Origin of the sequence: Mycobacterium sp. ELW1 (assembly GCF_008329905.1) — a bacterium.
GTDB lineage: Bacteria > Actinomycetota > Actinomycetes > Mycobacteriales > Mycobacteriaceae > Mycobacterium.
Genome location: NZ_CP032155.1, coordinates 322,319 through 348,155, shown reverse-complemented (window position 1 = coordinate 348,155; position 25,837 = coordinate 322,319). Strand labels below are relative to the sequence as shown.

At 67.8% G+C, this 25,837-nt stretch carries 21 protein-coding genes and 1 pseudogene; 12 read left to right on the top strand and 10 right to left on the bottom strand.

Annotated features, from left to right (window positions below):
- Window positions 1–6 precede the first annotated feature (6 nt).
- Entirely contained in the window at window positions 7–783 is a 777-nt protein-coding gene (locus D3H54_RS01630) for a class I SAM-dependent methyltransferase (RefSeq protein WP_149377572.1), read from the top strand.
- 41 nt (window positions 784–824) lie between these two features.
- Window positions 825–2,297, top strand: a complete 1,473-nt coding sequence (locus D3H54_RS01625; protein WP_149377571.1) for an aldehyde dehydrogenase — start codon at window positions 825–827, stop codon at window positions 2,295–2,297.
- 58 nt (window positions 2,298–2,355) lie between these two features.
- On the opposite strand, the gene D3H54_RS01620 is transcribed toward D3H54_RS01625, so the two are convergent.
- Window positions 2,356–2,814, bottom strand: coding sequence for a MaoC family dehydratase (locus D3H54_RS01620; protein ID WP_149377570.1), 459 nt, complete (start codon window positions 2,812–2,814; stop codon window positions 2,356–2,358).
- A gap of 19 nt (window positions 2,815–2,833) precedes the next feature.
- A complete protein-coding gene (locus D3H54_RS01615; RefSeq protein WP_149377569.1) occupies window positions 2,834–4,663 on the bottom strand; it encodes an acyl-CoA dehydrogenase in 1,830 nt (609 codons plus the stop codon).
- Window positions 4,664–4,928: 265 nt separating this feature from the next.
- Between D3H54_RS01615 and D3H54_RS31070 the strand changes: the two genes are divergently transcribed.
- Window positions 4,929–5,066 (top strand): hypothetical protein, encoded by a 138-nt coding sequence (locus D3H54_RS31070; RefSeq protein WP_168214744.1) that lies wholly within the window; start codon window positions 4,929–4,931, stop codon window positions 5,064–5,066.
- Window positions 5,067–5,696, top strand: a complete 630-nt coding sequence (locus D3H54_RS01610) for a TetR/AcrR family transcriptional regulator (RefSeq protein ID WP_210419634.1) — start codon at window positions 5,067–5,069, stop codon at window positions 5,694–5,696.
- Window positions 5,697–5,747: 51 nt separating this feature from the next.
- Here D3H54_RS01610 and D3H54_RS31065 read toward each other — a convergent pair whose 3' ends face one another.
- Window positions 5,748–8,258 carry a hypothetical protein gene (locus D3H54_RS31065; RefSeq protein ID WP_168214743.1) on the bottom strand — a complete coding sequence of 837 codons (2,511 nt, stop codon included), beginning with the start codon at window positions 8,256–8,258 and terminating at the stop codon, window positions 5,748–5,750.
- Window positions 8,259–8,532: 274 nt separating this feature from the next.
- Between D3H54_RS31065 and D3H54_RS01600 the strand changes: the two genes are divergently transcribed.
- From D3H54_RS01600 to D3H54_RS01590, 3 genes are read left to right on the top strand one after another with little or no spacing between them, the layout of a single operon-like run.
- Window positions 8,533–9,375 (top strand): PaaI family thioesterase, encoded by an 843-nt coding sequence (locus D3H54_RS01600; protein WP_432246464.1) that lies wholly within the window; start codon window positions 8,533–8,535, stop codon window positions 9,373–9,375.
- Between the two features lie 5 nt (window positions 9,376–9,380).
- Window positions 9,381–10,580: an acyl-CoA dehydrogenase family protein gene (locus D3H54_RS01595; RefSeq protein WP_149377568.1), complete on the top strand. Its 1,200-nt coding sequence runs from the start codon at window positions 9,381–9,383 to the stop codon at window positions 10,578–10,580.
- Window positions 10,577–11,626 carry an acyl-CoA dehydrogenase family protein gene (locus D3H54_RS01590; protein WP_149377567.1) on the top strand — a complete coding sequence of 350 codons (1,050 nt, stop codon included), beginning with the start codon at window positions 10,577–10,579 and terminating at the stop codon, window positions 11,624–11,626. The genes D3H54_RS01595 and D3H54_RS01590 overlap by 4 nt, the downstream gene beginning before the upstream one ends.
- A 1-nt stretch (window position 11,627) precedes the next feature.
- On the opposite strand, the gene D3H54_RS01585 is transcribed toward D3H54_RS01590, so the two are convergent.
- On the bottom strand, window positions 11,628–12,410 hold the full coding sequence (locus tag D3H54_RS01585; RefSeq protein ID WP_083117445.1) for a crotonase/enoyl-CoA hydratase family protein: 783 nt from the start codon (window positions 12,408–12,410) through the stop codon (window positions 11,628–11,630).
- Window positions 12,411–12,564: 154 nt separating this feature from the next.
- Between D3H54_RS01585 and D3H54_RS01580 the strand changes: the two genes are divergently transcribed.
- From D3H54_RS01580 to D3H54_RS01565, 4 genes are read left to right on the top strand one after another with little or no spacing between them, the layout of a single operon-like run.
- A complete protein-coding gene (locus tag D3H54_RS01580; protein WP_432246568.1) occupies window positions 12,565–13,305 on the top strand; it encodes a 1-acyl-sn-glycerol-3-phosphate acyltransferase in 741 nt (246 codons plus the stop codon).
- Complete coding sequence (gene fadD12, locus D3H54_RS01575; protein WP_149377566.1) at window positions 13,305–14,930, top strand: acyl-CoA ligase FadD12; 1,626 nt, start codon at window positions 13,305–13,307, stop codon at window positions 14,928–14,930. Before D3H54_RS01580 ends, fadD12 begins: the two co-directional genes overlap by 1 nt.
- Complete coding sequence (locus D3H54_RS01570) at window positions 14,899–16,185, top strand: alpha/beta hydrolase (protein WP_149377565.1); 1,287 nt, start codon at window positions 14,899–14,901, stop codon at window positions 16,183–16,185. Before fadD12 ends, D3H54_RS01570 begins: the two co-directional genes overlap by 32 nt.
- The gene (locus tag D3H54_RS01565; protein WP_286199074.1) at window positions 16,178–17,119 is read left to right on the top strand and encodes a DUF4436 family protein; all 942 of its coding nucleotides are present in this window, start codon (window positions 16,178–16,180) and stop codon (window positions 17,117–17,119) included. The genes D3H54_RS01570 and D3H54_RS01565 overlap by 8 nt, the downstream gene beginning before the upstream one ends.
- Here the strand turns inward: D3H54_RS01565 and D3H54_RS01560 are convergent.
- The 4 genes and pseudogenes from D3H54_RS01560 to D3H54_RS01545 form a co-directional block, all read right to left on the bottom strand.
- Entirely contained in the window at window positions 17,116–18,534 is a 1,419-nt protein-coding gene (locus D3H54_RS01560) for a WS/DGAT/MGAT family O-acyltransferase (RefSeq protein ID WP_149377564.1), read from the bottom strand. The two genes, D3H54_RS01565 and D3H54_RS01560, sit on opposite strands and share 4 nt — an antisense overlap.
- A gap of 57 nt (window positions 18,535–18,591) precedes the next feature.
- On the bottom strand, window positions 18,592–19,788 hold the full coding sequence (locus D3H54_RS01555; protein WP_149377563.1) for an alpha/beta hydrolase: 1,197 nt from the start codon (window positions 19,786–19,788) through the stop codon (window positions 18,592–18,594).
- Between the two features lie 129 nt (window positions 19,789–19,917).
- Window positions 19,918–20,673 (bottom strand): annotated as a pseudogene (locus D3H54_RS01550) (glycoside hydrolase family 6 protein); the annotation flags it as partial.
- A gap of 126 nt (window positions 20,674–20,799) precedes the next feature.
- Window positions 20,800–21,078, bottom strand: a complete 279-nt coding sequence (locus D3H54_RS01545) for a hypothetical protein (protein ID WP_210419633.1) — start codon at window positions 21,076–21,078, stop codon at window positions 20,800–20,802.
- Between the two features lie 98 nt (window positions 21,079–21,176).
- Between D3H54_RS01545 and D3H54_RS01540 the strand changes: the two genes are divergently transcribed.
- A complete protein-coding gene (locus tag D3H54_RS01540) occupies window positions 21,177–22,814 on the top strand; it encodes an amidohydrolase (RefSeq protein ID WP_149377562.1) in 1,638 nt (545 codons plus the stop codon).
- Window positions 22,815–22,823: 9 nt separating this feature from the next.
- Here the strand turns inward: D3H54_RS01540 and D3H54_RS01535 are convergent, their stop codons facing one another.
- Both D3H54_RS01535 and D3H54_RS01530 read right to left on the bottom strand, forming a co-directional pair.
- Window positions 22,824–23,849, bottom strand: a complete 1,026-nt coding sequence (locus tag D3H54_RS01535; protein WP_149377561.1) for an alcohol dehydrogenase catalytic domain-containing protein — start codon at window positions 23,847–23,849, stop codon at window positions 22,824–22,826.
- Between the two features lie 7 nt (window positions 23,850–23,856).
- Window positions 23,857–25,800, bottom strand: coding sequence for a flavin-containing monooxygenase (locus D3H54_RS01530; RefSeq protein WP_149377560.1), 1,944 nt, complete (start codon window positions 25,798–25,800; stop codon window positions 23,857–23,859).
- Window positions 25,801–25,837 lie beyond the last annotated feature (37 nt).

The window sequence follows — 25,837 nt, the reverse complement described above, 5'->3', positions numbered from 1 at the left end:
GGCCCGATGGCCGTCACCGACCTGTTCGCCCGGCGTGCGACGCTGGGCCGATCGACGCGGCTGCTGAGTGAATTCCGCTACGAACAGTCCGACCCCGCCCGCTTCTACGGAGCGCTGGCCGACGACACCGCGGACATGGTCACCGACCTGTGGCAGGCCGTGAATGGTCCGGTGGCCGGGCACACGCTCGTCGACGTCGGCGGCGGACCGGGCTATTTCGCCACCGCGTTCACCCGATCCGGCTGGCACTACGTCGGCGTCGAACCGGATCCGAGCGAGATGCACGCCGCCGAGCAGGTCCGGCAGGCCGGTCCGGGCTCCTTCGTCCGGGCCTCCGGGATGGCGCTGCCGTTCGCCGACGGCAGTGTCGACGTGTGCCTGTCGTCCAATGTGGCCGAGCACGTGCCGCGCCCGTGGCAGCTCGGGGCGGAGATGCTGCGGGTGACCCGGCCCGGCGGCCTGGCGATCCTGTCCTACACCGTCTGGCTGGGGCCGTTCGGCGGCCACGAGATGGGCCTCACGCACTACCTCGGCGGGGCCCGGGCGGCCGCCCGCTACACCCGCAAGCATGGCCACCCGCCGAAGAACAACTACGGGTCGTCGCTGTTCGCCGTGTCCGCTGCCGCCGGCCTGCGCTGGGCGACGGGCACCGGAGCGCTGGTGGCGGCATTCCCGCGTTACCACCCACGATGGGCGTGGGGGCTGACCGGCGTGGCCGGCGTACGGGAGTTCCTGGTGAGCAACCTGGTGCTGGTGCTACAGCCGCCGATTCGCCCGAAATGAACAGGTTCTAGTTTCTGTCTTCAGTAGGTAATGTGACGGTCATGACACAGAGCACGGCTTTCAAGACCGAATGGGACAAGCTGTTCATTGGCGTCAAGTGGACCGAACCGTCCACCTCTGAGGTCATTGAAGTGCATTCCCCTGCCACCGGCGAGTTGGTGGGCAAGGTGCCGCTGGCCAGCAAGGCCGACGTCGACGCCGCCTGCGCCGCCGCCCGTAAGGCCTTCGACGAGGGCCCGTGGCCGCAGATGTCGCCCACCGAGCGCGGCGAGATCTTGGCCCGCGCCGTCAAGATCCTCGAAGAGCGCGCCGAGGAGTTCAAGTTCCTGCTGGCCGCCGAGACCGGCCAGCCGCCGACGATCGTCGACATGATGCAGTACGGCGCCGCGATGTCGTCGTTCCAGTACTTCGCCGGTGCCGCCGACAAGTTCACCTGGCGCGACTTCCGCGACGGTGTCTACGGCACCACGATGGTGCTGCGCGAGCCGATCGGCGTGGTTGCCGCCGTCACCGCGTGGAACGTCCCGTTCTTCCTGGCCGCCAACAAGCTCGGCCCCGCGCTGCTGGCCGGCTGCACCATCGTCGTGAAGCCGGCCGCGGAGACCCCGCTGTCGCTGTTCGCGATGGCCGACGTCTTCGCCGAAGCCGGTCTTCCGGAGGGTGTGCTCTCGGTGGTGCCGGGTGGCCCCGAGACCGGCCGCGCCCTGACCGCCAACCCCGAGATCGACAAGTTCACCTTCACCGGGTCCAGTGGGGTCGGCAAGGAGATCGCCAAGATCGCCGCCGAGAAGCTCAAGCCGTGCACCTTGGAGCTGGGCGGCAAGTCGGCCGCGATCATCCTCGAGGACGCCGACCTGGACTCGACGTTGCCGATGCTGGTCTTCTCCGGACTGATGAACTGCGGGCAGGCCTGTGTCGGCCAGACCCGCATCCTGGCGCCGCGGTCGCGCTACGACGAGGTTGTGGAGAAGTTGTCCGCCGCCGTCGCGGCCATGCCGATCGGATTGCCCGACAACCCCGGCGCGATGATCGGCCCGCTGATCAGCGAGAAGCAGCGCGAGCGGGTCGAGGGCTACATCAAGAAGGGCGTCGAAGAAGGCGCCCGGCTGGTCACCGGTGGAGAGCGTCCCGAGGGGCTCGACAGCGGCTGGTTCGTGCAGCCGACGGTGTTCGCCGACGTCGACAACTCGATGACCATCGCGCAGGAGGAGATCTTCGGACCCGTCCTGGCGGTGATCCCCTACGAGACCGAAGAGGACGCCGTCCGCATCGCGAACGACTCCGTCTACGGTCTGGCCGGTTCGGTCTACACCACCGACAACGACAAGGCGATGAAGATCGCGGCCCAGATCCGCACCGGCACTTACGCGGTCAACATGTACGCGTTCGATCCGGGTTCGCCGTTCGGTGGCTACAAGAACTCCGGCATCGGCCGCGAGAACGGGCCCGAGGGTATCGAGGCGTACACCCAGGCCAAGAGCGTGCTGCTGCCGTTCGGGTACACCCCCGAATAGTCTCCGCACACGAAGAAGCCCCGCACGCGCGAGCGTGTCGGGGCTTTTTCGTGTCTGCTCAGAAAAGCGCGCGGACGATCATCTCGGCGACGGCGGCGGGCTTGTCGACACCGTCGATCTCGATGGTGTGCTTGACGGTCAGGTTGACGGTGTTGTCGTCGACCTTGTCGGCGCCGACGAGTTCGGACCGCACCCGGATGCTGCTGTCCACCGGGACGGCCGCCACGAACCGAACCTTGTTGAGTCCGTAGTTGATCGCCATCTTGGCGTTCTCGATGCGGAAGTTGTCCTTGGACAGCGCCGGGATCAGCGACAACGTCAGAAATCCGTGCGCAATCGGCGCGCCGTAGGGACTTTCGGACTTGGCCTTCTCCACGTCGACGTGGATCCACTGATGGTCCCCGGTGGCGTCGGCAAAGTCGTTGATGCGCTTCTGATCGATCTGCAGCCACTCGCTGACACCGAGTTCCTGGCCGACCGCCGAGGCGGCGTCGTCGATGGACGTGATCACCTTCATGGGCACACCATAGCCAGAGTCAGAACGCGTCTTCGGGCAGGTCCATGATCGATACGTCGATCGACTCCGCGACCTTGCGCTCGGCGGCCAGCCGCGGCAGCACGTTGCCGGCGAAGAACTTCGCCACCGCCACCTTGCCGCGGTAGAAATCCTGCTCGCGCGGGTCCGGGTCACCGTCGAGTGCGTGCAGCGCGATCTCGGCCTGGCGCAACAGGAACCAGCCGATCAGCAGGTCGCCGACGGCGAGGAGGAAGCCGACCGATTCCAGTCCCACCCGGTAGAGCTCGCGGGCGTCCTCCTGCGCCCCGAGCAGATAGCCGGTCATCACGGTCGCGATGGCGCGCACGTTATCCAGCGCGTCGGCCAGCGATGCACGGGCGTCGGCCAATTCGGGCCGTGGGTCGGGGCTGTCGATGAACTTCTCGATCTGGGTGACGACGTGGCCCAGTGCGCCACCCTGGTCGCGGGCGATCTTGCGGAAGAAGAAGTCCTGGGCCTGGATCGCGGTGGTGCCCTCATACAGCGAGTCGATCTTGGCGTCGCGGATGTACTGCTCGATCGGGTAGTCCTGCAGGAAGCCGGATCCGCCGAAGGTCTGCAGCGACTCGGTCAGGCACTGGTAGGCGCGTTCGGATCCGACACCCTTGACGATCGGCAACAGCAGGTCGTTGACCCGCTCGGCCATCGAGGCATCGGCACCCGAAACGATCTGTGCCACTGCAGGATCCTGATGCGCAGCGGTGTAGAGGTAGAGCGCGCGCAGACCTTCGGAGTACGCCTTCTGCGTCATCAGGGCACGCCGCACATCAGGGTGGTGGATGATCGTCACCCGAGGTGCCGTCTTGTCGGTCATCTGGGTCATGTCGGCGCCCTGAACCCTGGTCTTGGCATACTCCAGCGCGTTGAGGTAACCGGTGGACAGCGTGGCAATCGCCTTGGTGCCCACGAACATTCGCGCGTACTCGATGACCTTGAACATCTGGGCGATGCCGTTGTGGACATCGCCCATCAGGTAGCCGATCGCCGGGGTGCCGTGCAGGCCCAGGCTGAGTTCGGTTGTGGCCGAGGCTTTCAGGCCCATCTTGTGTTCGAGGTTGGTGACGTAGACGCCATTGCGGTCGCCGGGTGCACCGGTCTCGGGATCGAGAAGGAACTTCGGGACCAGGAACAGGCTCAGCCCCTTGGTGCCGGGTCCGGCGCCCTCGGGGCGGGCCAGCACCAGGTGCAGGATGTTCTCGAAGTAATCGCCGGTGTCGCCGTTGGTGATGAAGCGTTTGACGCCTTCGATGTGCCAGGTGCCGTCGCCGTTGTCCACCGCCTTCGTGCGACCGGCGCCGACGTCGGAGCCGGCATCCGGCTCGGTGAGCACCATCGTGGCGCACCAGTTGCGTTCCGCGGCCAGTTGCGCCCAATGCTTCTGCTGCTCGTTGCCGATGTGGAACACGATGTTGGCCATGATCGGCCCGGCCATGTACATGAACACCGCCGGATTGGCCCCGAGTACGAGTTCGTCGATCGCCCAGGTGACCATCGCCGGCGCCGGGACGCCGCCCACCTCTTCGGACAGCCCGATACGGAACCACTCGCCCTGCTGCCAGGCCCGCATCGACGTGCAGAAGGGCTCCGGCAGCGTCACCACATGCGTCGCGGGATCGAAGGTCGGCGGGTGCCGATCTGTCTCGGCGAACGATTCGGCGACCGGCCCCTCGGCCAGGCGGGATGCCTCGGACAGCATCTCCCGGACCGAGTCCCCGTCGAGGTCGGGGTAGGCGTCGAGGGCCTTCTCCAAGTCGAGGAACTCGAAGAGGTTGAACTCGAGGTCGCGGACATTGCTCTTGTAGTGGCTCATCGGCGTGCGTCCTCCTCATCGGCGGCTGAGCCCGAGCCTAGCTCGGTTCACCTGCACTGATCAGGGTGTTCAGGCACTGTCCAGAAATATGGTCCGGACCATATAAGTGCACGTCGGCACCCTTGGCGGTCAGGTCCGATGTGGGCGTTTGCCTGCTGTTAACGTGGCCGTCAACCTCCGTGTTGCACTCACCGCGTTCTTATCTTATGGTCGTAAGCATAGTTATGGAGCTGGTCTCCAGACCTGCCCCCGCAAGGAGAGAGAAATGTGGCTGATCGAGCTGAACATCGCCGGCCACCGGTTCACGCGCCACGTACCCGACAAGCGCCGTCAGCTGTTCGGTCGCGGAGCTCGGGCGCTGGCGTGGCGGGGTAGCCATATCCGTCACACCCCCGCCGCCTGAATGACCCGGACACCGCCGACCGATCGGAAAAGCCGCGGCTCCACCCGCACCAAGATGCTGGTGAGTGCCGCCGAGGTGTTGCGCGAACGTGGCGCAGCCGGCGTGACGATCGACGAGGTGCTGGCCCGCAGCGGTGCGCCGCGCGGTTCGGTCTATCACCATTTCCCCGAGGGGCGAAGCCAGATCCTGCGCGAGGCACTGGAGTACGCCGGCTATGTCATCACTGAGAGCATCGACGCGGCTGCGTGTGAGAACGCCGGGGTGCTGCTGCGCCGCTACGTGCAACTCTGGGAAGACGCCCTGATCACCAGCGATTACACCGCCGGATGTCCGGTGCTGGCCGCCGCCATCGGATCCGGCGAGGACGAACAACAGCTCACCGCGGTCGCCGGCCAGATCTTCAGCCGCTGGCGCGAGGCATCCAAGCAGGCCTACCTACGGGAAGGCTTCGACGCCGCCGACGCCAGCGCACTGGCCGACACCACGCTGTCCGCGATGGAGGGTGCGGTCGTGCTGTGCCGCTCGGTGCGCAGCCTGCAGCCCCTTCATGACGTCGCCGCCCAGATGGAATTCCTGATCAAGGCAAAGGAATTCGTGACGAAGTTCGGCGTGCCGACACTGAACCCCTGAAATGGCCAACGGGCACAGCCGAAATGGCTGTGCCCGTTGGTTTCCAATCGATCAGGGGTGATTGGTCCCGTTGGTTCCGGGAGTGCCCGGGGTTCCATTGGCCTGCGCGTCGCCACCGTTGGTACCGGCGGTGCCCACGCCCAGGACGCCGGAGGCGTTGCCGCCGTTACCGCCATTGCCGCCGACACCACCGATACCGGTGCCGCCGGTGCCGCTGTTGGTGCCCTTGCCGCCGGCGCCACCGTTACCGCCCGCATTGACACCGTTGGTCGACGTCTGGCCACCGGACAGCTGGAAGGTGCTGTTGCCACCGGTGCCGCCGGCGCCACCGGCCGCAGCGTTCGTGCCGGTGCCGTTGGCCCCGCCGTCACCGCCGTTACCGCCGGTCGACGTGCCGTTGACGATCGCGGTGCCTGCGGCGGCCGCATCGCTCGCCGTGAGCGTGGCGAACCCACCGTCGCCACCGAGAGCGCCCTTGGTGGCACCACCGTTGCCGGCGATCGCCGAGCCGCCGGTGATGGTGCCGTTCAGACCGATGACCTCCGAGAAACCGCCGTCGCCGCCGGCCTTGCCATTGACGCTGGACGCACCGCCGTTGCCACCGGTGGACGTGATGCCGATAGCCGAGCCGATGAGACCTGCGGCCGTGACCGAGGAGTTGCCGCCCGTACCGCCGGTGCCGCCGGCGCTGGCCGCACCGCCGTTTCCACCGGTAGCGCTGCCGCTCGCAACGCCGGAGTTGGTCCCGATGATGCCCGCCTGCAGCTGAGCCGAGCCGCCGTTGCCGCCGACGCTGCCCGCGCCGGTGGCGTCACCGCCGCTGCCGCCCTTCGCGCTTCCGGCCGCGGTGCCGTTCGGGCCGGCCTGGATTCCCGCGGCGCCGCCGGCGCCACCCTGGGCAGCGCCGGTGCCGCTCTTGCCGCCGGCACCGCCGGTTGCGGTACCGGTGGCCGAGCTCAAGGCGCCGTCCGCAACGATGCTGGCGCCACCGCCCTTGCCGCCCGCGACACCGGCCACGGTCGTCGCGTCACCGCCGGCACCGCCGGCGCCACCGATGGCAGTACCGGCAGCCGCGCCACCGTTGAGGCCTTCGACGTGGGCGCCGCCGCCACCGCCGCCACCGCCACCGCCGAGGCCGGCCGCAGCCGCGGTGCCTGCAGCACCCTTGCCGCCCGAGCCGCCCTTACCGCCGGTGGCTCCGACACCGTCACTCGCGCCGGCACCGCCGGCACCGCCGACACCGCCCGTGCCGAACGCCGCACCGGCAGTTCCCGTTCCACCCTTGCCGCCGGTGCCGCCGTTGCCGCCGGCTTGCGTCGAACCGTCGGCCAGCACGCCCTTGCCTGCACCACCGACACCGCCGGTGCCGCCCGTGCCACCGACGCCACCGCTGCCGGTCGCACCGTTGGAACCGAAGATGAACAGGAACCCGCCCGTACCTCCTGCGCCACCGGCGCCGCCGACACCGCCTTCGCCACCGGATCCGCCATTGCCGGCTGCGCTGACGCCGTCGACGCCGTCCACACCGGTGCCACCGGTGCCACCGGTGCCGCCCCTGCCGCCGGCACCGCCGCCGCCACCCGAGCCGAAGATCATGCTGCCCTTGCCGCCTGCGCCACCCTTGCCGCCGGCCTCACCCTTGCCGCCCGTGGCGCCGGTGCCGCCGGTCGTTCCGGTCACTCCGGATCCGCCCGCACCACCGAAACCGCCGCTGCCACTGACCGACAGGGCGCCGACGCTGCCACCGTCACCACCGTCGGCTCCGCTCCCGGCCAGACCCGCACCGCCGTCGCCGCCGCTGCCGGTGATCAGACCGCCGGCACCGCCCTTACCGCCCTTGCCGCCGTTGACGGTGGCCACGCCCGCTCCACCGTTACCGCCGGTGCCGAACCAGCCGGCCGCGCCGCCGTTGCCGCCGTTGAAGCCATTGCCGCCGGTACCGAACAGACCGGCGTTGCCGCCGTTGCACGCAGTGGTGCCGGTGCACGAGGTCGAGGTGTAGCTGTAGCCGTTTCCGAAGAGGATGCCGGCGTTGGGGTGGTCGGCGGTGCCGTTGCCGACGTAGATCCGGATAAAGTCAGTGATCGGGTTGCCGGCCAGCGCGGCCATCGCGGCGGCTCCGGGCGACGACACACCGGCCGCCTTGGCGGCGGGCGACGTCGACTTGGCAGGGGCGCTGGGGGAATCGGTCGCGCCCGCGGGTGTAGCGGCCGCGGCCGGGGCATCGTCCTTGACGGCCGGCGTCGAATCAGAACCGCCCGCCGAGGTCGACGGCTTGGCAACACGGTGCCGGGGGGCGCTGCGCGCTGTGCCTGCCTTCGAGGAAGCCTTGGCCGACGAGTCGTCGCTTGCGTGCGACGAACCCGACGACGAACGGCCCGAGCCCGAACCGGTGGAGCCGCCCGCACCGCCGGTATCCGCTGCGGCCACCGGCAGGGCTGCCGATGCCGCGCCAACTCCGAGAGCGACCGCCAGCACACCCACCCGGCCCACCCAGCGGGCGTATCCGGCCGATGAGGTCTCGGTGTGGTCGGTGCTCTGCGACAAATTGCGCACGGTCATGTGATTCCTCGCCCGTTTCATGCGAGAACCCCGTGCCCCCGCCCGTTACAGGGAAGTTACCGAACCCTCAGCAGTGCAAGGGGTATTTCGGAGTTTTGCCCGCAGATGGGCGTTTCTCGGCACCGCCGCCACCTCGGCACAATGCGCGGCAGCGAAATGTTTCGCCCGGAGCTCACCCCGAGTTCCGCTGCCGGTCACCACGATTTCGCGATCGCATCGCCGGTGCGCGGACCTGCCTGCGCAGCGCGACGGCCAGTGATGCTCCAATACGAGGGTGACGACGCCCGACCGAACGACCGGCATGCAGGACCCGGAGACGCCGGAAAGTGTCATCACCCGGTTCGGCATCGAGACGCTCGACGAGAACTTCACCGAGTTCACGGTCGTGGCCTCGATGCCGGTGGGCCGGTTGACCAACCCGTTCACTCAGATGCCGACGATCGGTCCGCTGGCCATCCTGGTCGACGATGTCGGCGGCCGGGCCAACTTCTATCGCCGCGGCGCCGGCCAGTGGACGGTGTCGAGCGAGCTCTCCGTCGAACTCAGCCCCGACGGGATCGACAGCCTTCAGGCCGCGCCGGACGAACCCGTCGTCGCGAGCAGTCGCCCGCTCGGACCGCACGGCGCGACGTTGCTGTCCATCTGCACGCTGAGCCACCGCGGCAGCACGATCGGCGGCGGCACCGTGCGCACGGTTGCCATCAGCGGCGGTCCCGACGCACCCATCCAGCGGGGACCGGACACCCTGGCGCGCACGCGGGAGACGACGCTGGCGCAGTTGATGTCCGCCGACCCACGACCGGACGAGGACGGCACCTACCGGCTGGACCAGCGGCCGGATCCGATCATCAACAACCTGATCGGGATCGTGCACGGCGGTGTCAGCAGCGCCGGACTGGAACTCGCGGCCTCGGCGGCGATCAACCACGGGCAGACCGAACCGCTGCGCACCGCATCGCTGCGGGTGAACTTCCTGCGCCCGTTCTTCGCCGGCGACCAATCCCGTTACGAGGGAACCGCATTGCGGGTCGGACGGAATTCCGCGGTCGGCGACGCCCAGGCTGTCGGTGACGACGGCAAGGTGGCCATCCTGGCGCGTATCACCGGATATCGGTGAGCACCATGACCGACGACTTCGCGACACTGTGCGCCAACGAACCCGAGCTGGCCGCCTTGCGGGCCTCGATCCGGGCGTTCCTGGCCGCCGACCGCGACGAATTCGGTTGGCAGCCAACCGTCGACGCGTGGCTGTCGAGCTGGGACGAGGCATTCAGCGCCCGCCTCGGCGCGGCAGGGTTCCTCGGCCTGACCATTCCGCGCGAGTACGGCGGGCAGGGACTGAGCCACCTGCATCGCTACGTGGTGACCGAAGAGCTGCTCGCCGTCGGCGCGCCGGTGGCTGCACACTGGATCGCCGACCGGCAGGTCGCACCCGGGCTGCTGGCCTACGGCTCCGAAGAGCAACGACAACGGTTGCTGCCCAAAATCGCTGCTGGACAATACTTCTCCGCGATCGGCATGAGCGAGCCGCAGGCCGGCTCCGACCTGGCCGCCTCGGCCGCCAAGGCGACCAAGACCGACGGCGGCTGGCTGCTGTCGGGCACCAAGGTGTGGACCAGCGGAGCGCACCTGGCCCATCAGATCGTGGTGCTGGCCCGCACCAGTCCGGTCGACCCCGACCGTCGGCACGCCGGCTTCAGCCAATTCATCGTGCCGACGGACAGATCGATTCCCGGGTCGCTGCGCTCCTGCCCGCCGGAACCCGGCATCACGATCAGTCCCATCGTGATCATGTCGGGTGAACATCATTTCAACGAGGTGACCTTCGACGAGGTGTTCATCAGCGACGACAACCTGCTCGGCGAGGTCGGCAACGGCTGGCACCAGGTCACCGCCGAGCTGTCGTTCGAACGCAGTGGCCCAGAACGCATCCTGAGCACCGCTGCGCTACTGACGGCACTGGTGCGCCTGCTGGCCGGTCAGGCCGACCTCGACGACCACGCCGCCGCGGCCGTCGGCGACCTGCTGGCCCGGGTCATCTCGTTGCGGCAGCTGTCGGTGTCGGTTGCCAGGGCGCTGGCCGCCGGGCAGTCACCGGTCAACGAGGCCGCCCTGGTCAAGGACCTGGGTACCCGCTTCGAGCAGGAGTCGGTGGAGTTGGCGGCCGACCTGTTCAGCTACGCCACGACCGACTCACCGGATCGCGACCGGGTGGCCGCACTGCTGAATGTGGCGCGGCTGCACTCGCCGCTGTTCACCCTGCGCGGCGGAACCAACGAGGTGCTGCGCGGTGTGGTGGCCCGCGGAATGGGGCTGAGATGACGCGGGCATTGGCCGGTGGGGTTTTCGTAACCGCCAGCGGCACAGATGAATTGGCTGAACTGCGGCAGCTGGCGGAGGATATCGGCGCTCGCTCCTTCGACGAGCGGATCGGCCGCCGCGGCCTGCCGGACGACTTCGACACCGCCGCGTGGGGGCATCTGCAGGACGCCGGGCTGACCCGCCTGACCAGTGATCCCGAATCGGGCGGTGGCCCAACGGAATCGGCGGTGGTTCTGCGGGCGTTGGCCCGCCATGCGGTCACCGTCCCGCTGGCTGAAACCGATCTGCTGGCCGCCTGGTTGGCTGTGAAGGCCGGGCTCGAGGTCCCCGACGACGGGCCGCTGACGATCGCGATCGGCCAGACCGGGACGACGACCGTCAGCGGTGTTCCGTATGCGGGCTCCGCCGATGCGGTGGTGGTGGCCTTACGCGACGGCGCCGCACTCGCGGTCGCCGTCACCGAGCCGACGATCACCAAGACCGGGCACACCCTGGGCGGTGAACCCCGCGACACCATCGCCGTGCCCGCCGACGGGTTCGTCACCATCGACGGCGCCGCCGAGGAGCTGATGCGGCGCGGTGCCTGGCTGCGATGCATCCAGGCACTCGGTGCGCTGGACGCCGCGGTCGAGTACTCGGTGGCACATACCCGGGACCGGGTGCAGTTCGGCCGTCCGTTGAGCGCGTTTCAGGCGGTTCAACACACGCTGGCCTCGATGGCCGGCGAGATGGAACGGGCGCGCGCAGCCACCGAGTTGGCTGTCGCCGCCGTCACCGTGCACGGATTCGACAGCGCCCAAGCCGATTACGCCGTCACCGTCGCCAAGGTGGTACTGGGCCGCGTGGTGCCGAGCGTGATCACCGCCGCCCATCAGCTGCACGGTGCGATCGGCGTCACGCTCGAGCACCGGTTGTGGCTGGCCACGATGCGGGCCCGCAGCTGGATCGACGAATTCGGTGACACTGCCTGGTACGCAAGGAAACTGGGCCGAATGGCGCTTACCTCCGGCAGCGACCCGTGGGACTTCGTGGTCGGCGCGGTCTGACTCAGCTGCCCGTCCAGTTCGGGGCCCGCTTCTCGGCGAACGCGATCGCGCCCTCCTGGGCGTCCTTCGACCCGAAGACCGGCATCATGATCTTCGCCTGCTTCTTCCACTGTTCCTCGGGCGACCAGCCGCGCGACTCGGTGATGATCCGCTTGGTGGCGGCCACGGCCAGCGGGCCGTTGACGGTGATGCGCTCGGCCAGCTCGATCGCCGCATCGAGCGCGTGCCCCGGCTCGGCCAGCGCGTTGACCAGGCCCAGCTCGTGGGCGCGCACCGCGGACAGGTTCTCACCGGTCAGCGCCAACTCCATTGCGATCTGATACGGAATGCGCTGCGGCAACCGGAGCAGGCCGCCGCCGCCGGCCACCAGGCCACGCTTGACCTCCGGGATGCCGAACGCCGAGTCGTTGGCCGCCACGATCAGGTCGGTGGCCAGCGCCAGCTCCGTCCCGCCGGCCAGCGCGTACCCCTCGACCGCGGCGATCAGCGGCTTGAGCGGCGGACGCTCGGTGAAGCCCAGGCCACGGCCCTCGGCCACCACGTTCTCCCCGCGGGCGAACGCCTTGAGGTCCATGCCCGCGCAGAACGAACCGCCGGCCCCGGTGACGATGCCGACGGACAGGCCGGCGTCGTCGTCGAGCTCGTCCATCGCGGCGGCCAGACCATTGCTGACCGCGGCGTTCACGGCGTTCTTGGCCTTCGGCCGGTTGATGGTGATGATCAGAATTCGGCCGCGGCGCTCGGTGAGGACGGCGGGCTCTTCGGTAACGGCGTTTTCAGTCACGTCCGCAATGGTAACTATCGAGGTACGGCGAGCGCGGACAGCCCGGTACCATCAAAACTAGAACACGTTCCAATTCCTAGGAGGATGTGTGAGCACCGACGACGTGACACCCACGGAGACGGCGAAGTGGGATCCGGGCCTGGTCGAAAAGACGATGGGGGTGCTGCGTCCGTTCCTCAAGCTCTACCACCGCAGCGAGGTCCGCGGCTTGGACACCTTCCCGGCCGGCGGAGCGCTGGTGGTGTCCAACCATTCCGGCGGCCTGTTCGCGATGGACGTGCCGGTCTTCGCACTCGGCTTCTACGAGCATTTCGGCTATGACCGGCCGGTCTACACGCTGAGCCACGACCTGGTCTTGACCGGTCCCACCGCCGGCTTCTTCAAGCGCAACGGCTTCATCCGGGCCAATCACGAGAACGCCGACGAGGCTCTGCGCTCCGGTGGCGTGGTGGTGGTGTTCCCTGGCGGCGACTACGACGTCTATCGGCCGACGCTGGCCCAGAACAAGATCGACTTCGACGGCCGCACCGGCTACGTGAAGGCCGCGATCAACGCCGGGGTGCCCATCGTGCCCTCGGTCGCGATCGGCGGCCAGGAGAGCCAGATCTTCCTCACCCGCGGCACCGGCGTTGCCAAGGCGCTGCGGCTGGACAAGCTGTTGCGGGCGAAGATCCTGCCCATCTCGTTCGGTTTCCCGTTCGGGTTGAGCGCCGTCGTTCCGCTGAACGTGCCGCTGCCCACCAAGATCGTCGTCCGGGTGCTCGAGCCGATCCACATCACCGAGCAGTTCGGCGAGGACCCCGACATCCACGCCGTCGACGCCTATGTGCGGGGAGTCATGCAACGGGCGCTGGACGAACTGGCCTCCGAACGTCGCCTTCCGGTGATCGGCTGATGGACCTGCTGTCCCGGCTGACGTCCGTCGGCGACGCCGTCGTCACGCTGGCCAAGGCCGGCTTCCTGACGCCGATGCGTCCGGACCGGACGGTCGCGATGGTGAACGCCGCGCGCGCCGAGGGGTTGTCGATCGCCACCGGGTTCGCGACGGCCGCAGCCCGCCGCCCCGACAGCCCCGGTCTGATCGACGAACTGGGCACCCTGACGTGGCGCGAACTCGACCAGCGGGCGCATGCCCTGGCCGCCGCGCTGCAGCAGCTGCCCGGCGGAGCACCCGAGGTAGTCGGCATCATGGCCCGCAACCACCGCGGGTTCGTCGAGTCGCTGATCGCGGCCACCCGCATCGGCGCCGACGTGCTGCTGCTCAACACCTCGTTCGCCGGCCCGGCGCTGGCCGAGGTGGTCAACCGCGAACACGCCGACGTCGTGATCTACGACGAGGAGTTCACCGAATCGGTGGACCGTGCGGTGGCCGACCGCCCGCACGCCGTCCGCATCCTGGCCTGGACCGATAAGCCGACACAGGCGCCCACCGTCGAAAAGCTGATCGAAGCGCACGCCGGCCAGCACGCCACCAAGACCGAGCGCAAGAGCAAGCTCATCCTGCTCACGTCCGGTACCACCGGAACTCCCAAGGGCGCCAAGCACTCCGGCGGCGGGGCGAGCAATCTCATCGCGATCCTGAGCCGAACGCCGTGGCGGCTGGGCGAGACCACGGTGGTGGTCGCCCCGATGTTCCACGCCTGGGGCTTCTCGCAGCTGGTGTTCGCCTCGGCGATGGCATGCACCGTGGTGACCCGGCGCAAGTTCGACCCGGAGGCGACGCTGGCCCTCGTCGACCAATACAAGGCCACCGGATTGTGTGTGGTCCCGGTGATGTTCGACCGCATCATGGACCTCCCCGATGACGTTCGCGCGAAGTACAGCGGACGCACTCTGCGGTTCGCGGCCTGCTCGGGATCACGGATGCGGCCCGACGTCGTCACCAAGTTCATGGACGAGTTCGGCGACGTCATCTACAACAATTACAACGCCACCGAAGCGGGCATGATCGCCACCGCGACCCCGACCGATCTGCGGGCCGCACCCGATACGGCGGGAAAGCCGGCCGTGGGTACCGAGATCCGGATCTACGACGACGAGTTCAACACCGTTCCCACCGGCGAGGTCGGGCGGATCTTCGTGAAGAACTCCACCCAGTTCGACGGCTACACCTCGGGCAACACCAAGGACTTTCACGACGGCTTCATGTCGTCGGGCGACATCGGCCGCCTCGACGACGCGGGCCGGCTGTTCGTGGTGGGCCGCGACGACGAGATGATCGTCTCCGGCGGTGAGAACGTGTACCCGATCGAGGTGGAGAAGACGCTGGCCGCGCACGAGGAGGTGGCCGAAGCCACCGTGCTCGGTGTCGACGACGAACAGTTCGGCCAGCGACTGGTGGCGTTCGTGGTGCTCACCGACGGCGCGACCGCGACCCCTGACGACCTGAAAGCGCATGTCCGGGAGAACTTGGCCAACTATAAGGTTCCGCGGGAGATCACCATCCTGAGCGAACTGCCACGCGGAAGCACTGGCAAAATCCTGCGTAATGAACTCATCGCTCACACGGCTGACGGCTGAGCTGCGGCGCCCGCGCCCCCTGGGGCGCGCGATCGTCGAAGTGGCCAATGCCGCCAACGGATTTCGCCCCCTGGGACGCCAAGGCTACAAGACGCTGGCAGTCTTCTCGTTCGGCTGGCCCACCTCGGAAGTGCCGATGCTCTACCTGGGCGGCTCCGTCCTCGATGCGGCGCGACGCGGGCTGCGCGGCGACTTCCGCGGCCGGCGCGGTGTCGCCGCCCTTGCGCTGACTTCCGCGTCGTGGCTGTTCTTGCTGGCGATCCAGCGCCGCAACGTGACCACACCACGACCGGTGTTGCGTGACGCGCTGGTCGAGGGACTCGGCGCGGACTTCACCGACGTTCTGGAAACCTTGCCGGGCACACCGTCCGCGTCGGGGCGGCCCACCGCATGGCGGACCACCTGGTCGCGGCGACGTTTCGTCGACAAGACGAGCACGATCAGCTACGGGCCACACGGCCGCGCCAATCTGGCCGACGTGTGGCGCAGCCGCGACCTGCCCCGCGAGGGTAAGGCGCCGGTGCTGCTCGAGGTTCCCGGTGGCGCGTGGGCGATCGGCTGGCGCCGCCCGCAGGCCTACCCGCTGATGAGCCACCTCGCCGACCGCGGCTGGATCTGTGTGGCGATGAACTACCGGGTCAGCCCGGCACACACCTGGCCGGACCACATCGTCGACGTCAAGCGTGTGCTGGCCTGGATCAAGGAGAACATCGCCGACTACGGCGGCGACCCCAATTTCGTTGCCATCACCGGTGGTTCGGCCGGCGGACATTTGGCGGCATTGGCGGCCCTGACTCCCAACGACCCGGAGTACCAGCCTGGGTTCACCGACGCCGACACCTCGGTGGTGGCCGCGGTCCCGGTGTACGGCCGCTACGACTGGTACACCACGCACGGCAACGGCCGCCGCGAGTTCATCGGCTACCTCGAGCGCCTCGTCGTCAAACGGCAGTTCACCAGGTTCCGCGAGATCTACACCGCCGCATCACCGATCCGGCGGTTGCGCGCTGATGCACCACCGTTCTTCGTCTTGCACGGCGAGCACGATTCGGTGATCCCGGTCGATGAGGCGCGGGATTTCGTCGGCGAATTCCGCAAGGTGTCGCAAGCGCCGGTGCTCTATGCCGAATTGCCGGGCGCGCAACACGCCTTCGACATCTTCTCCTCGCCGCGGGCGCATCAGTCCGCCGAAGCGGTCGGACAGTTCCTGTCCTGGGTATACGCGAAGTGGATGAACAAGGGGGAGCATGCGTAAGCACATCCGACGCGTCCGCGATGTCGGCCTGCGTCGAGTGATCATCGCCTCGGCGCTGCTGGTGGCGGTGATCGCGGCAAGTGTCGCGGGGTATCTCACCAGCCGGAACAACACCGACCAGGAAAGTTACTTCGGCGACGCGAGCAATCCGGACCGGGTCAACGTCACCGCCTGGATAACGAAGGTGGACTCAGCGACACAACAACTTTCGGTGACCATCGTCGATGTGGCACCCAGCGGAACGCTTGCCGACCCGGACGGCAACTTCGCCCAGGACGTGACGCTGACGACGGCCGCGATCGGTAACTGGAAGGCGGACATCAAGGCCGGTAATCCCGCGCCGGACATCGATCAGAAGGTCGGTGTGGACGGCGCGGTCACCGACTATCCGTTCGACCGGTACTCCGGACGGCTGGAAGTCCACGTCTACGGCGCTGACGGAAACAATGTTCCGGTTGCTCTCACCGTGATCAACACCGACCCGTTCTTCGGGCTCAGAACCTCCGCGGGCACCGCCCAGAGCGGCGGCGTGCTGGTGAATCTCGGCCTGCACCGCAGCATGCCCACGATCATCTTCGCGGTGTTCATCATGGTGCTGATGCTCGGCCTGGCGATCGGTGCGGTGGTGGCCGCCTTCTACATCCTGAATTGGCGGCGCGGTCTGGTCTTCCCGGCCTGCTCGATGATGGCGGCCATTCTCTTCGCGTTGATCCCGCTGCGCAATGCGGTGCCCGGCAGTCCGCCGATCGGTTCGATCATCGACTTCGGGTCGTTCTTCATCGCCGAGGCCGTGATCTCGATTTCGCTGATCTCCAGCATCATCATCGGCTTCCGGCACCAGCGAAAGATAGAGATCGCCGAGAGCACCCCCACCGAGGTGCTGGACGAGACTCCGTCCGAGGACACCTCGACGGTGATTATGGAGCGGCGCTAGGCCTGTGCCATGGCGGTCTCCACGACCGCCAGCTCGCCGGAAAGTCCTGCCGCCACCCGTATCTCGGAGAAGGCCGCCAGCATCGCCTCGGTGACCTCGTGCGGGTCGCCGACGGTGATGCTGTCGGTGAGCACCGAGATGTTGAGCTGGTCGACATAGCTCCACACGGTGATGTTCATCCCGCTGCCGGTGGTCAGCGGGCCGACCGAGTAGATCTCGGTGACCAGCGCGCCGCCGACCCGGCCGTGTTCACGCGGGCCGGGCACATTGGAGATCGGCAGATTCAGCACCTTGTTCTGGCCGTCCTTGGTGGACAACCATTTGAACAGCGCTTGGGCCGGCGCCGGCGGCAGGTAGGTGGACCACCGGCTGATCAGTTCCGGCCCGATGAGCTGATGGCTCTCCTTGGCCAGCACCGCGGCGTCGTGAGTCTGCCGCACCCGCTCCAGCGGATCGGCGACATCGACCGGAACGGCCACCATCATGCCGGTGAAGTAATTGCCCGACACCCGATCGGGGTCGAAGTTGAAGCTCACCGGCACCGACGCCAGCAGCGGGTGATCGGCCACCCCGTCGTAGCGCAGCAGCAGCGTGCGCAGAGCGCCTGCCGCGGTGGCCAGCACCATGTCATTGATCGTGACGCCGAGGAGCTTGCTCGTCTCTTTGACTTCGGCGAGCGCCAAAGTTGCTGTGGCGAACCGTCGTTCGGGGGTGAGCATGTGGTTGAGGAAGGACGGCGGCGGGGTGAAGGGCATGGTCAGCTCGGGCGACAGCTTGCGGCTGCTGCGGCGCACCCGGGCCATACCGTCGGCGGTGTACTTGATGACACCGGGCAGCTTGGCGATCTGCCGGAAATGGTCGGCGAACGCCGAGCGCACCAGCTCACCGCGCCGGGGTGAGGGATCGGTCGAGAAATCCTGGTCCGGGTCGGGACCGCTCTGCAGATCCATCCCGCGCGCCATCAGGTTCCCGGAGGCAACACCATCGGCCAGCGCGTGGTGGATCTTGCCGACAACGGCGATACGCCCGTTGGCGAGACCTTCGACGAAGTACATCTCCCACAGTGGGCGGTCCCGGTCCAGCGGGGTGCTGGCGATCTCGCCGATCGCCTCATCCAGTTCGCGACGCCCACCCGGCTCCTTCACCCGCCACGGGCGAATGTGGTAGTTGAGGTCGACGTCGCAGTTCTCCCGCCACATCGGGTGGTGAAACTTGAAGGGGATGTTCACCAGTTGATAGCGGAACGGGTCGAGCTTGTAGAGCCTGCCCCGGATCACCTGACGGAACTCTTCGACACCGAAGGTGCGGTCGCCGATGTCCTGCAGTTCGATGATCGCCACCTTGAGGGTGTGCATGTGCACATTGGGCGCCTCGCTGTACAACAGCACGGCATCCCAGCCACGCAATCTCTTCATCCGTGTGCCTCTCCGCCCCTGCCCCGTCCCGATCGGGACGATACAGCCGAGTAGGTCTCAGATGACCTCTTTGGTGGACATCGCCGCGCGGTCGCGGTGAATCCGATTGAGGAACAGGCCGATTGCGGTAGACACCGACCCGGTGCGGGCACCGTCGGTCATGTCGAAACCGTGTCCGGCACCGGGCAATTCGACATATCCGACCGGCGAATGGGACACCCCACGCAACCGCTCGACGAAGCTCTGGGCCTGCGCGACGGGAATCACACTGTCGCCGGAGCCGTGCACCACCAGGAACGGCGGCGCCTTGGGATGGATCCGCGCGATCGGTGAGGCCTTGCGGAACACGTCGCCGTGCTTGCTCTGCTTCTTGTTGACCACCACGCGCTCGAGGAAGTCGACGAACCGGGTGCGTTCCGGCGTCGAGCGGTCTTCCCAGTCGTACCGGCCATAGATGCCCACCACGGCATCGACGGCGGTGTCGGAACCCTCCGGCAGGTGCTCCTGGAACTCGGGGTCGTCGATGGTGAGCCCGGCCAGCGCGGCCAGGTGGCCGCCGGCCGAACACCCGGCGACGGCAACGAAGTCACGGTCACCCCCGAACCGGTCGACATTGGCGCGGGCCCAGGCGATCGCGGCCTTGACGTCGTGGATGTGTTGCGGCCACGGGTGGTGCGGTGCGACGCGGTACTCCACGGACAGGCACACCCAGCCCTGCGCGGCCAGGTGCGACATCAGCGCGTAGCCCTGCAGGATGCGGCTGCCGTGCACCCACGCGCCACCCGGGACGAACACGAGCACCGGCGCGGGCTCGGCGGGCAGGTCCTTGCGGCGCCAGACATCGAGAACCTGGGTCGGGTGATCGCCGTAGCGCACCGACGAACGGTAGAGATGCTTACGGTGCTCCAGCGCTCTGGCAACCGGCGGCTTGGTGTCGGGCTTCGGCCAGTCGATCTGCAGGTCCTCGGGCAGGACCACACCGCGCAAGCCGGCTTCGGAGACCTGCCGGGTGCTCTCCCGCTGGACCCGCCGCACCCGGCCGGCGTCGGGCGCCAGCCACGACTTGGCGGCCGCGCCGAGGAGCTCGGGCATCTGCTTGGCGCCCCAGACACTCATCGCGCTCAGCGCACCCAGCGGTTCGAGATGCTTGCCGACTACCGGCAGCTGGGCCGACGCCATGCTCATCGCCATCAGATAGTCGGCCGGACCCGCCTGCATCAGCCAGCGGGCCGTCGTCCACGGTCTAACCGTCATGGCGCGAAGCGTACCCCGCTGACACTTTCTGAAACGACAAATTCTTGGGAATGTTCACTGCTTTGCTGGCCGAATCGAGATTCAGTCGTGCCCAGCGAATCCCGCGGTGCGCAGGGGTTTGCCCGGGCGTCAGTGTCCGGCGTTGCGGGCCAGCTCGATCGCGAACGAGTTCACGAAGTGGCCCGGGCCCGGATCGCCCCGTCCGCAGGACCCGTCGGAGTCACCCGGACGCTTCACCCACAGGAACGCGTCGATGTGGCCGTTCCCGGTATTGGTGGTGGGCTGGACGCCCAGCGCCCGACCGCTCGGATTGCACCAATACAGTTCGCCGTCGGCCGGTCCGTTGCCGTTGCGAGAGGTGTCGATGACATACGGCTTTCCGCCGGTCATGCCGGAAATCGCTTCGCCGTAACCGATTTCCTCATCGGTGGTGAAGAAGTTGGAGACGTTCAGGCTGAAGCCGCGGGCTTTTTCGATACCCACCTGGTTGAGCCGGTTGGCGATCTCGTCGGCGGGCAGCCACCGCGAGTGACCGGCGTCGACGTACACGGCGGCGGCGGGATTGCGGGTCAGCGTGTCCACGCCGTAGCGGATCAGGTCGAAGCGTTCCTGACGCGCGCTGCCCGACAGGCAGTCAGCCATGTCCAGGGCGTCCGGTTCCAGGATGATCGTCACCGGGCCGCCGCCGATCTGGGAGGCGACGCGGTCGATCCACCCGCGGTAGGCGTCACCCGAGCCGAACCCGCCCGCCGCGAAACTTCCGCAGTCGCGGTTCGGCAGCGAGTAGATGGCCAGCATCGGCATGGCGCCCGCCGCCCAGGCCCCATTGAGATAGGTGCTCACCGCGGCGGCCGGGACCAGGTTGTCGATGAAGTAGGCCTGGGGGCGCCCCCGCGCGCGCGCGCGCGCCCCGCGCGCGTCACCGCGCGCGAACCCCCCCCCCCGCCCCCCCCCCCCGCGCGCGCGCCGCGCGCGCGCGCGCAGCCGCAGCGCGCCCCGCCCCCCCCGTGCTCACCGCGGCGGCCGGGACCAGGTTGTCGATGAAGTAGGCCTGGGGGTGTTGGCGATGTAGGCCAGTTCGGGGCTGTCCGGGTTGGCCTTCGAGGCCCGCATGGCCGCCGAGTTCGGGTCGACGTAGAAGGGCGAGCCCCCGACCGGTGCCGCATCGTCGGCCAGGCGAATCGGCCCGGTGTGCACCGGCGCGGTGCTGAGTACCAGCCCGGCGACGACGGCGAGGGTCAGAAACGGGGCGATCCACCGTGCGAGGGCACCGGCAGCGAAGGACATCACCGAAGAAAAGCTAGTGCGCACCGGCGGCAAACGCCAACTGTCCGCCGCACCGAACGGCACTTCTTCCCTACACTCAGGTGACCCTGAAGGAGGCCGGGATGACCGAGGCCGCAGATGTTATTTACGCGGGCGGCAATATCGTCACCATCGACGACCGCAACCCGTCGGCGACAGCGTTGGCGGTTCGGGCAGGCCGGATCACCGCGGTGGGCGACCGGGACGACGTGGTGGCGGCACAGCAGGGGCCGGGCACCCGAGTGGTCGACCTCGACGGGGCGACGTTGCTGCCGGGTTTTCTCGACCCGCACAGCCACTACATCAACTCTCTGACCGTCGCCAATCAGGTGAACGTCTTTGCGCCGCCGGCCGGACCGGGCGCGGATGTCGAGGCAATCCTGACTTCCCTCAGGTCATTTCGGGACTCGCAGCGTCTGGCGCCGGGCGAGATGATCGTGGCCTACGGCTACGACGACACCCTGATGCCCGGCGGGCGGACGCTGCACAAGGACGACCTCGACATCGACTTCCCCGCCAATCCGGTACTGGTCGGGCATGTTTCGATGCACGGCGCGGTGCTCAACTCGGCGGCAATGCGGATGTTCGGTATCACCGCGGACACCGTCACCCCGGCGGGCGGGGTGATCGTCCGTAAGGAGGGCTCCACCGAGCCGGACGGACTGGTGATGGAGACGGCGTTCTTACCGATCTTCGCCGCCATGCCCAAGCCGACACCGTCGCAGGAGATCGCCTGGAGCAAGGCGGGGCAGATGCTCTACGCCGCGGCGGGCATCACGACGGCGCATGAAGGCGCCACCCACGCCTCCGACGTGGAATTGATCTACCGGGCCGCCGAAGGCGGAGCGACCCTGATCGACGTCGTTGCCTATCCGTTCATCCTGGAACTCGACGAGGTGCTGCAACGTCACCCTCCGGAGACGTTCGGCAGCTACCACAACCGGGTCAAGCTCGGCGGGGTGAAAGTCACCCTGGACGGCTCACCGCAAGGCCGCACAGCATATTTCACGACGCCCTACCTGACCGATGGCCCCGACGGGCAGCACAACTGGTGCGGAGAGCTCGGCTTCTCCCAGGACACCGTCAACGGCTGGTTCAAGAAGGTCTACGACCTCGGCCTGCCGCTCGACATTCACGCCAACGGAGATGCGGCCATCGACGTCGCGCTTGCCGCCCATGAATTCGCGGCCGCCGACGATCTCGGCAAGGACCGCCTCACGGTCATGGTGCACTCGCAGTTCGTTCGTCGAGATCAGCTGCAGCGGTACGTCGAATACCAGATCACCCCGTCGTTCTTCACCCCACACACCTTCTACTTCGGGGACGCGCACGTGCGGTTGCGCGGCAAGACCCAGGCAGATTTCCTGTCCCCGATGCGCGCGGCGATCGACCTGGGGTTGCACCCCACCAACCACACGGATTTCGTGGTGACCCCGCTGGATCAGATGTTCGTGGTGTGGAGCGCGGTGAACCGGATCTCGCGCAGCGGCGACGTTATCGGCGCCGACCAGCGCGTCACCGCATTAGAGGCGCTGAAGGCCATCACGATCAATGCCGCACGCCAGTACCGCGAGGCGGATACCAAGGGCTCGCTGGAGGTCGGCAAACTCGCCGATCTCGTTGTGCTGGATGATAATCCGCTGACGGTTGACCCCATGACGATCAAGGACATCACGGTCGTCGAGACGATCAAGGAAGGGTCGACCGTCTACCGCGCCTAGGTCAGCGGGTCACGGCGTGAGCAGGACTTTGACGACCTCCCCCGACCGCGCCGCGACGGCCGCGTAGCCGTCGGCGGCTTGCTCCAGCGGCAGGGTGGTGGTGAAGATGCCGTCGACGTCGAGGCGCCCGCTCTGCAGCAGCGGGATGAGCTCCGGCCAGGTCTGCTGCACCGGCGCGGTGGTCATCCGGAAGGTGAGGCTGCGCAGCAGGGCGGTGATCGCCGGGAACGGGTACGGGTTGAGGTTGTGCACCCCGACCACCGACACCGTGCCGCCGGCCCGCACCGTGGCCAGCGAGTCGTCGAGCGTCGTGTCGTTGCCGACGGCGTCGATCACCGAGTGCGCCCCGAGACCGTCGGTCGCCTCCATGACGGTCGGTGCGGCTGCCGGTTCGATTGCGATCGCACCGAGGCGGGCAGCCCGATCCCGCCGCTGCGCGACCGGGTCGACGGCGTAAACCCGTGCCGCACCCTGGAACAGCGCGCTGCGTACCGCGCACAGTCCGACCGCACCCAGGCCGATGACCACCGCCGTGCCGCCCAGCGGGATGTCGGCACGTTTGGCGGCGATCCAGCCGGTGGACAGGTTGTCGGTGAGCAGCAGGGCCTGCTCGGTGTCGATGTTCTCCGGCATCTTGAGCAGCTGGAAGTCCGCGGCCGGCACGGCCATCAGTTCGGCCTGCGCGCCGCCGAGCACCCCGGAGCCGAACACCTGCGGACCCGACGCGCACAGGATCGGATCCTTGGTCGCGCATCCGGTACAGGCGCCGCAGCCGGCCACCGACGACACGATGACCCGGTCGCCGACCTTCACCGTGCGAACGTCCGAGCCGACCTCGACGACCGTGCCGATGGCCTCGTGGCCCAGCGAAAGAGGCTGGAAGAGCGGGTAATCGCCCTCGTAGAAGTGCAGGTCCGAGCCGCAGATGGCGGCCGCCGTCACCTTGACGATCGCGCCGGTCGAGCCGGGCAGCACCGGGTCGGGCCAGTCGTCGACCCGGACCGATCCCGGCGTGTCGATGAGCACCGCGCGCATGGTGTCCTCACTCTCCCTTTGTCACAACGAAGTTCGACCAGTCCGGGGTGCGTACCGCATTCCAGTAGACCGGCAACCGCCACGGGCTCACGGTGTGGATCTCCCCGTCCGGGTTCTTGAAGTACGAATGTTCGATCGACGGGTGCGCCCACACCATCAGGTTGATCTCGTCCTGGTGCTTGCGGTGCCATGCTTCGGTGGCCTCGGCCGTCGGTTCGATTGTCTTCCAGTCGTTTTCGATGATGTCGGCCAGGCAGCTGTTGATGTAGCGCATTTGCAGCTCGGAGTTGAAGATCAGGCTGCCGCCGTGCGCCAGGTGGTTGCCCGGGCCGTACAACATGAAGAAGTTCGGGAACCCGGGCACGGTGATGCCCAGATAGGCGGCTGGCCGCTCACCCCACGAAGCGCGCAAATCCACTCCGTCGCGGCCGGTGATCCGCATCGGGTAGAGCACCTCGGTGGCACGGAAACCGGTGGCGTAGACGATGACGTCGACATCGTGGGTCACCCCGTCGGCGGTCACCACACCGTGCGGCGTGATCCGCTCGATCGGGGTGCGCACCAACTCGACGTCGTCGCGGCGCAGAGTCGTGAGCCAGGTTCCGTTGTCCTGCAACGTGCGTTTGCCGGTCGCCGGATAATCGGGCAGCACCTTGGCCAGCAGTTCCTGGTCGTCACCGACCTGGGTGGCGATCCAATCGGTGAACATCAGGCGGGCCATCGCGTTGATCTCGCTGACCGCGTAGTTCGGGTCGTCGGGGTGGACGTAGTCCGGGTCCGAGCGGGCCGCCTCCAGCCCTTTGTCAGCGCCCGGCCACAAGAGCAGGAAACGGTACCAACGGTTGTAGTAGGGAAGGTGATTCATCGCCCAGCGCACACCATCGGGGACGCTGTCGTGGTACATCGGGTTGGGGAACATCCACTGCGCGGTGCGCTGGAACACCGTCAGATGTGCCACCTGGTCGGCGATCGCCGGAGCGATCTGGAAGCCGCTGGCCCCCGCGCCGATGAGAGCGACTCGCTTGCCGGTGAGGTCCACGGAGTGGTCCCACGCCGCGGAGTGGAAGGCAGGCCCTTCGAACGTGTCGGCGCCCTCGATGTCGGGCAGGGCGGGCCGGTTGAGTTGGCCGACTGCGGTGATGACGGCACGGGCGTCAATCGTGGATTCGGTTCCGTCCTTGTCCCGCACGATCACTCGCCAGATGCCGTCGTCGTCACTCCACTCGGCCGAAACCACTTCGGTCTGCCAGCGGACATTGGCGTCGAGCTGGTGCCGGGCGAGCACGGTCTGGAAGTAGGCCCGCAGCTCGGGTTGTTCGGCGAAGAAGTGCGACCAGTCGTTGCTCGGCTCGAAGCTGTAGCAGTAGAAGTGATTGGCCACGTCCACCCGGGCACCGGGATAGCTGTTCTCCCACCAGGTTCCGCCCGGACCGGCGTTCTTCTCCACGATCGTGAACGGGATGTTGGCCTGCTTGAGCCGGATACCGGCGAGCAAGCCCGATTCCCCACACCCGATCACCACAACCGGGAAGTCGGCGGTCGCGGCCGGATCGAGCGCGACGGGGCGGCGTGGGTCGACGTCTTCGAGGTCCATCTCCTCGAGGACCATCGGACGGTACTCGTCGTCGACGTGCTCGCAGGCCGTCCAGTCCAGCATCTCCCCGATCAGTTCCGGGCTCAGCGGCACCGGACCTGGGCAGCCCCGGTCGCGATAGTCGGCGATGATCGGCAGCGCCAGCGCCCGCGCCTTGGCCTTGTCCTCCTCCGACATGAAGCCCTGAACCTCGTTGAGGAAGACGCCGGCTTGGGTGAACTCCCGGATGAAGCGCGGATCGCCGGTGATGTGCACCAGCGACAACAACAGCGTGGGGATGCTGACCTGCTCCAACGCCGCCGCGATCTCCTCATCGGTTGACGTGAACGGTTGGCCCGCATACGGATTGGTCGTCATCGACGGTGTCCTCTCACCCAGCGGCAATTACGCTACG

Bases quoted from the DNA above. Each gene is read 5' to 3' on its own strand.
- D3H54_RS01630 (WP_149377572.1), top strand. From the start codon at position 7: ATGGCCGTCACCGACCTGTTCGCCCGGCGTGCGACGCTGGGCCGATCG.
- D3H54_RS01625 (WP_149377571.1), top strand. From the start codon at position 825: ATGACACAGAGCACGGCTTTCAAGACCGAATGGGACAAGCTGTTCATT.
- D3H54_RS01620 (WP_149377570.1), bottom strand. From the start codon at position 2,814: ATGAAGGTGATCACGTCCATCGACGACGCCGCCTCGGCGGTCGGCCAG.
- D3H54_RS01615 (WP_149377569.1), bottom strand. From the start codon at position 4,663: ATGAGCCACTACAAGAGCAATGTCCGCGACCTCGAGTTCAACCTCTTC.
- D3H54_RS31070 (WP_168214744.1), top strand. From the start codon at position 4,929: ATGTGGCTGATCGAGCTGAACATCGCCGGCCACCGGTTCACGCGCCAC.
- D3H54_RS01610 (WP_210419634.1), top strand. From the start codon at position 5,067: ATGACCCGGACACCGCCGACCGATCGGAAAAGCCGCGGCTCCACCCGC.
- D3H54_RS31065 (WP_168214743.1), bottom strand. From the start codon at position 8,258: ATGACCGTGCGCAATTTGTCGCAGAGCACCGACCACACCGAGACCTCA.
- D3H54_RS01595 (WP_149377568.1), top strand. From the start codon at position 9,381: ATGACCGACGACTTCGCGACACTGTGCGCCAACGAACCCGAGCTGGCC.
- D3H54_RS01590 (WP_149377567.1), top strand. From the start codon at position 10,577: ATGACGCGGGCATTGGCCGGTGGGGTTTTCGTAACCGCCAGCGGCACA.
- D3H54_RS01580 (WP_432246568.1), top strand. From the start codon at position 12,565: ATGGGGGTGCTGCGTCCGTTCCTCAAGCTCTACCACCGCAGCGAGGTC.
- fadD12 (WP_149377566.1), top strand. From the start codon at position 13,305: ATGGACCTGCTGTCCCGGCTGACGTCCGTCGGCGACGCCGTCGTCACG.
- D3H54_RS01570 (WP_149377565.1), top strand. From the start codon at position 14,899: ATGAACTCATCGCTCACACGGCTGACGGCTGAGCTGCGGCGCCCGCGC.
- D3H54_RS01565 (WP_286199074.1), top strand. From the start codon at position 16,178: ATGCGTAAGCACATCCGACGCGTCCGCGATGTCGGCCTGCGTCGAGTG.
- D3H54_RS01560 (WP_149377564.1), bottom strand. From the start codon at position 18,534: ATGAAGAGATTGCGTGGCTGGGATGCCGTGCTGTTGTACAGCGAGGCG.
- D3H54_RS01555 (WP_149377563.1), bottom strand. From the start codon at position 19,788: ATGACGGTTAGACCGTGGACGACGGCCCGCTGGCTGATGCAGGCGGGT.
- D3H54_RS01540 (WP_149377562.1), top strand. From the start codon at position 21,177: ATGACCGAGGCCGCAGATGTTATTTACGCGGGCGGCAATATCGTCACC.
- D3H54_RS01535 (WP_149377561.1), bottom strand. From the start codon at position 23,849: ATGCGCGCGGTGCTCATCGACACGCCGGGATCGGTCCGGGTCGACGAC.
- D3H54_RS01530 (WP_149377560.1), bottom strand. From the start codon at position 25,800: ATGACGACCAATCCGTATGCGGGCCAACCGTTCACGTCAACCGATGAG.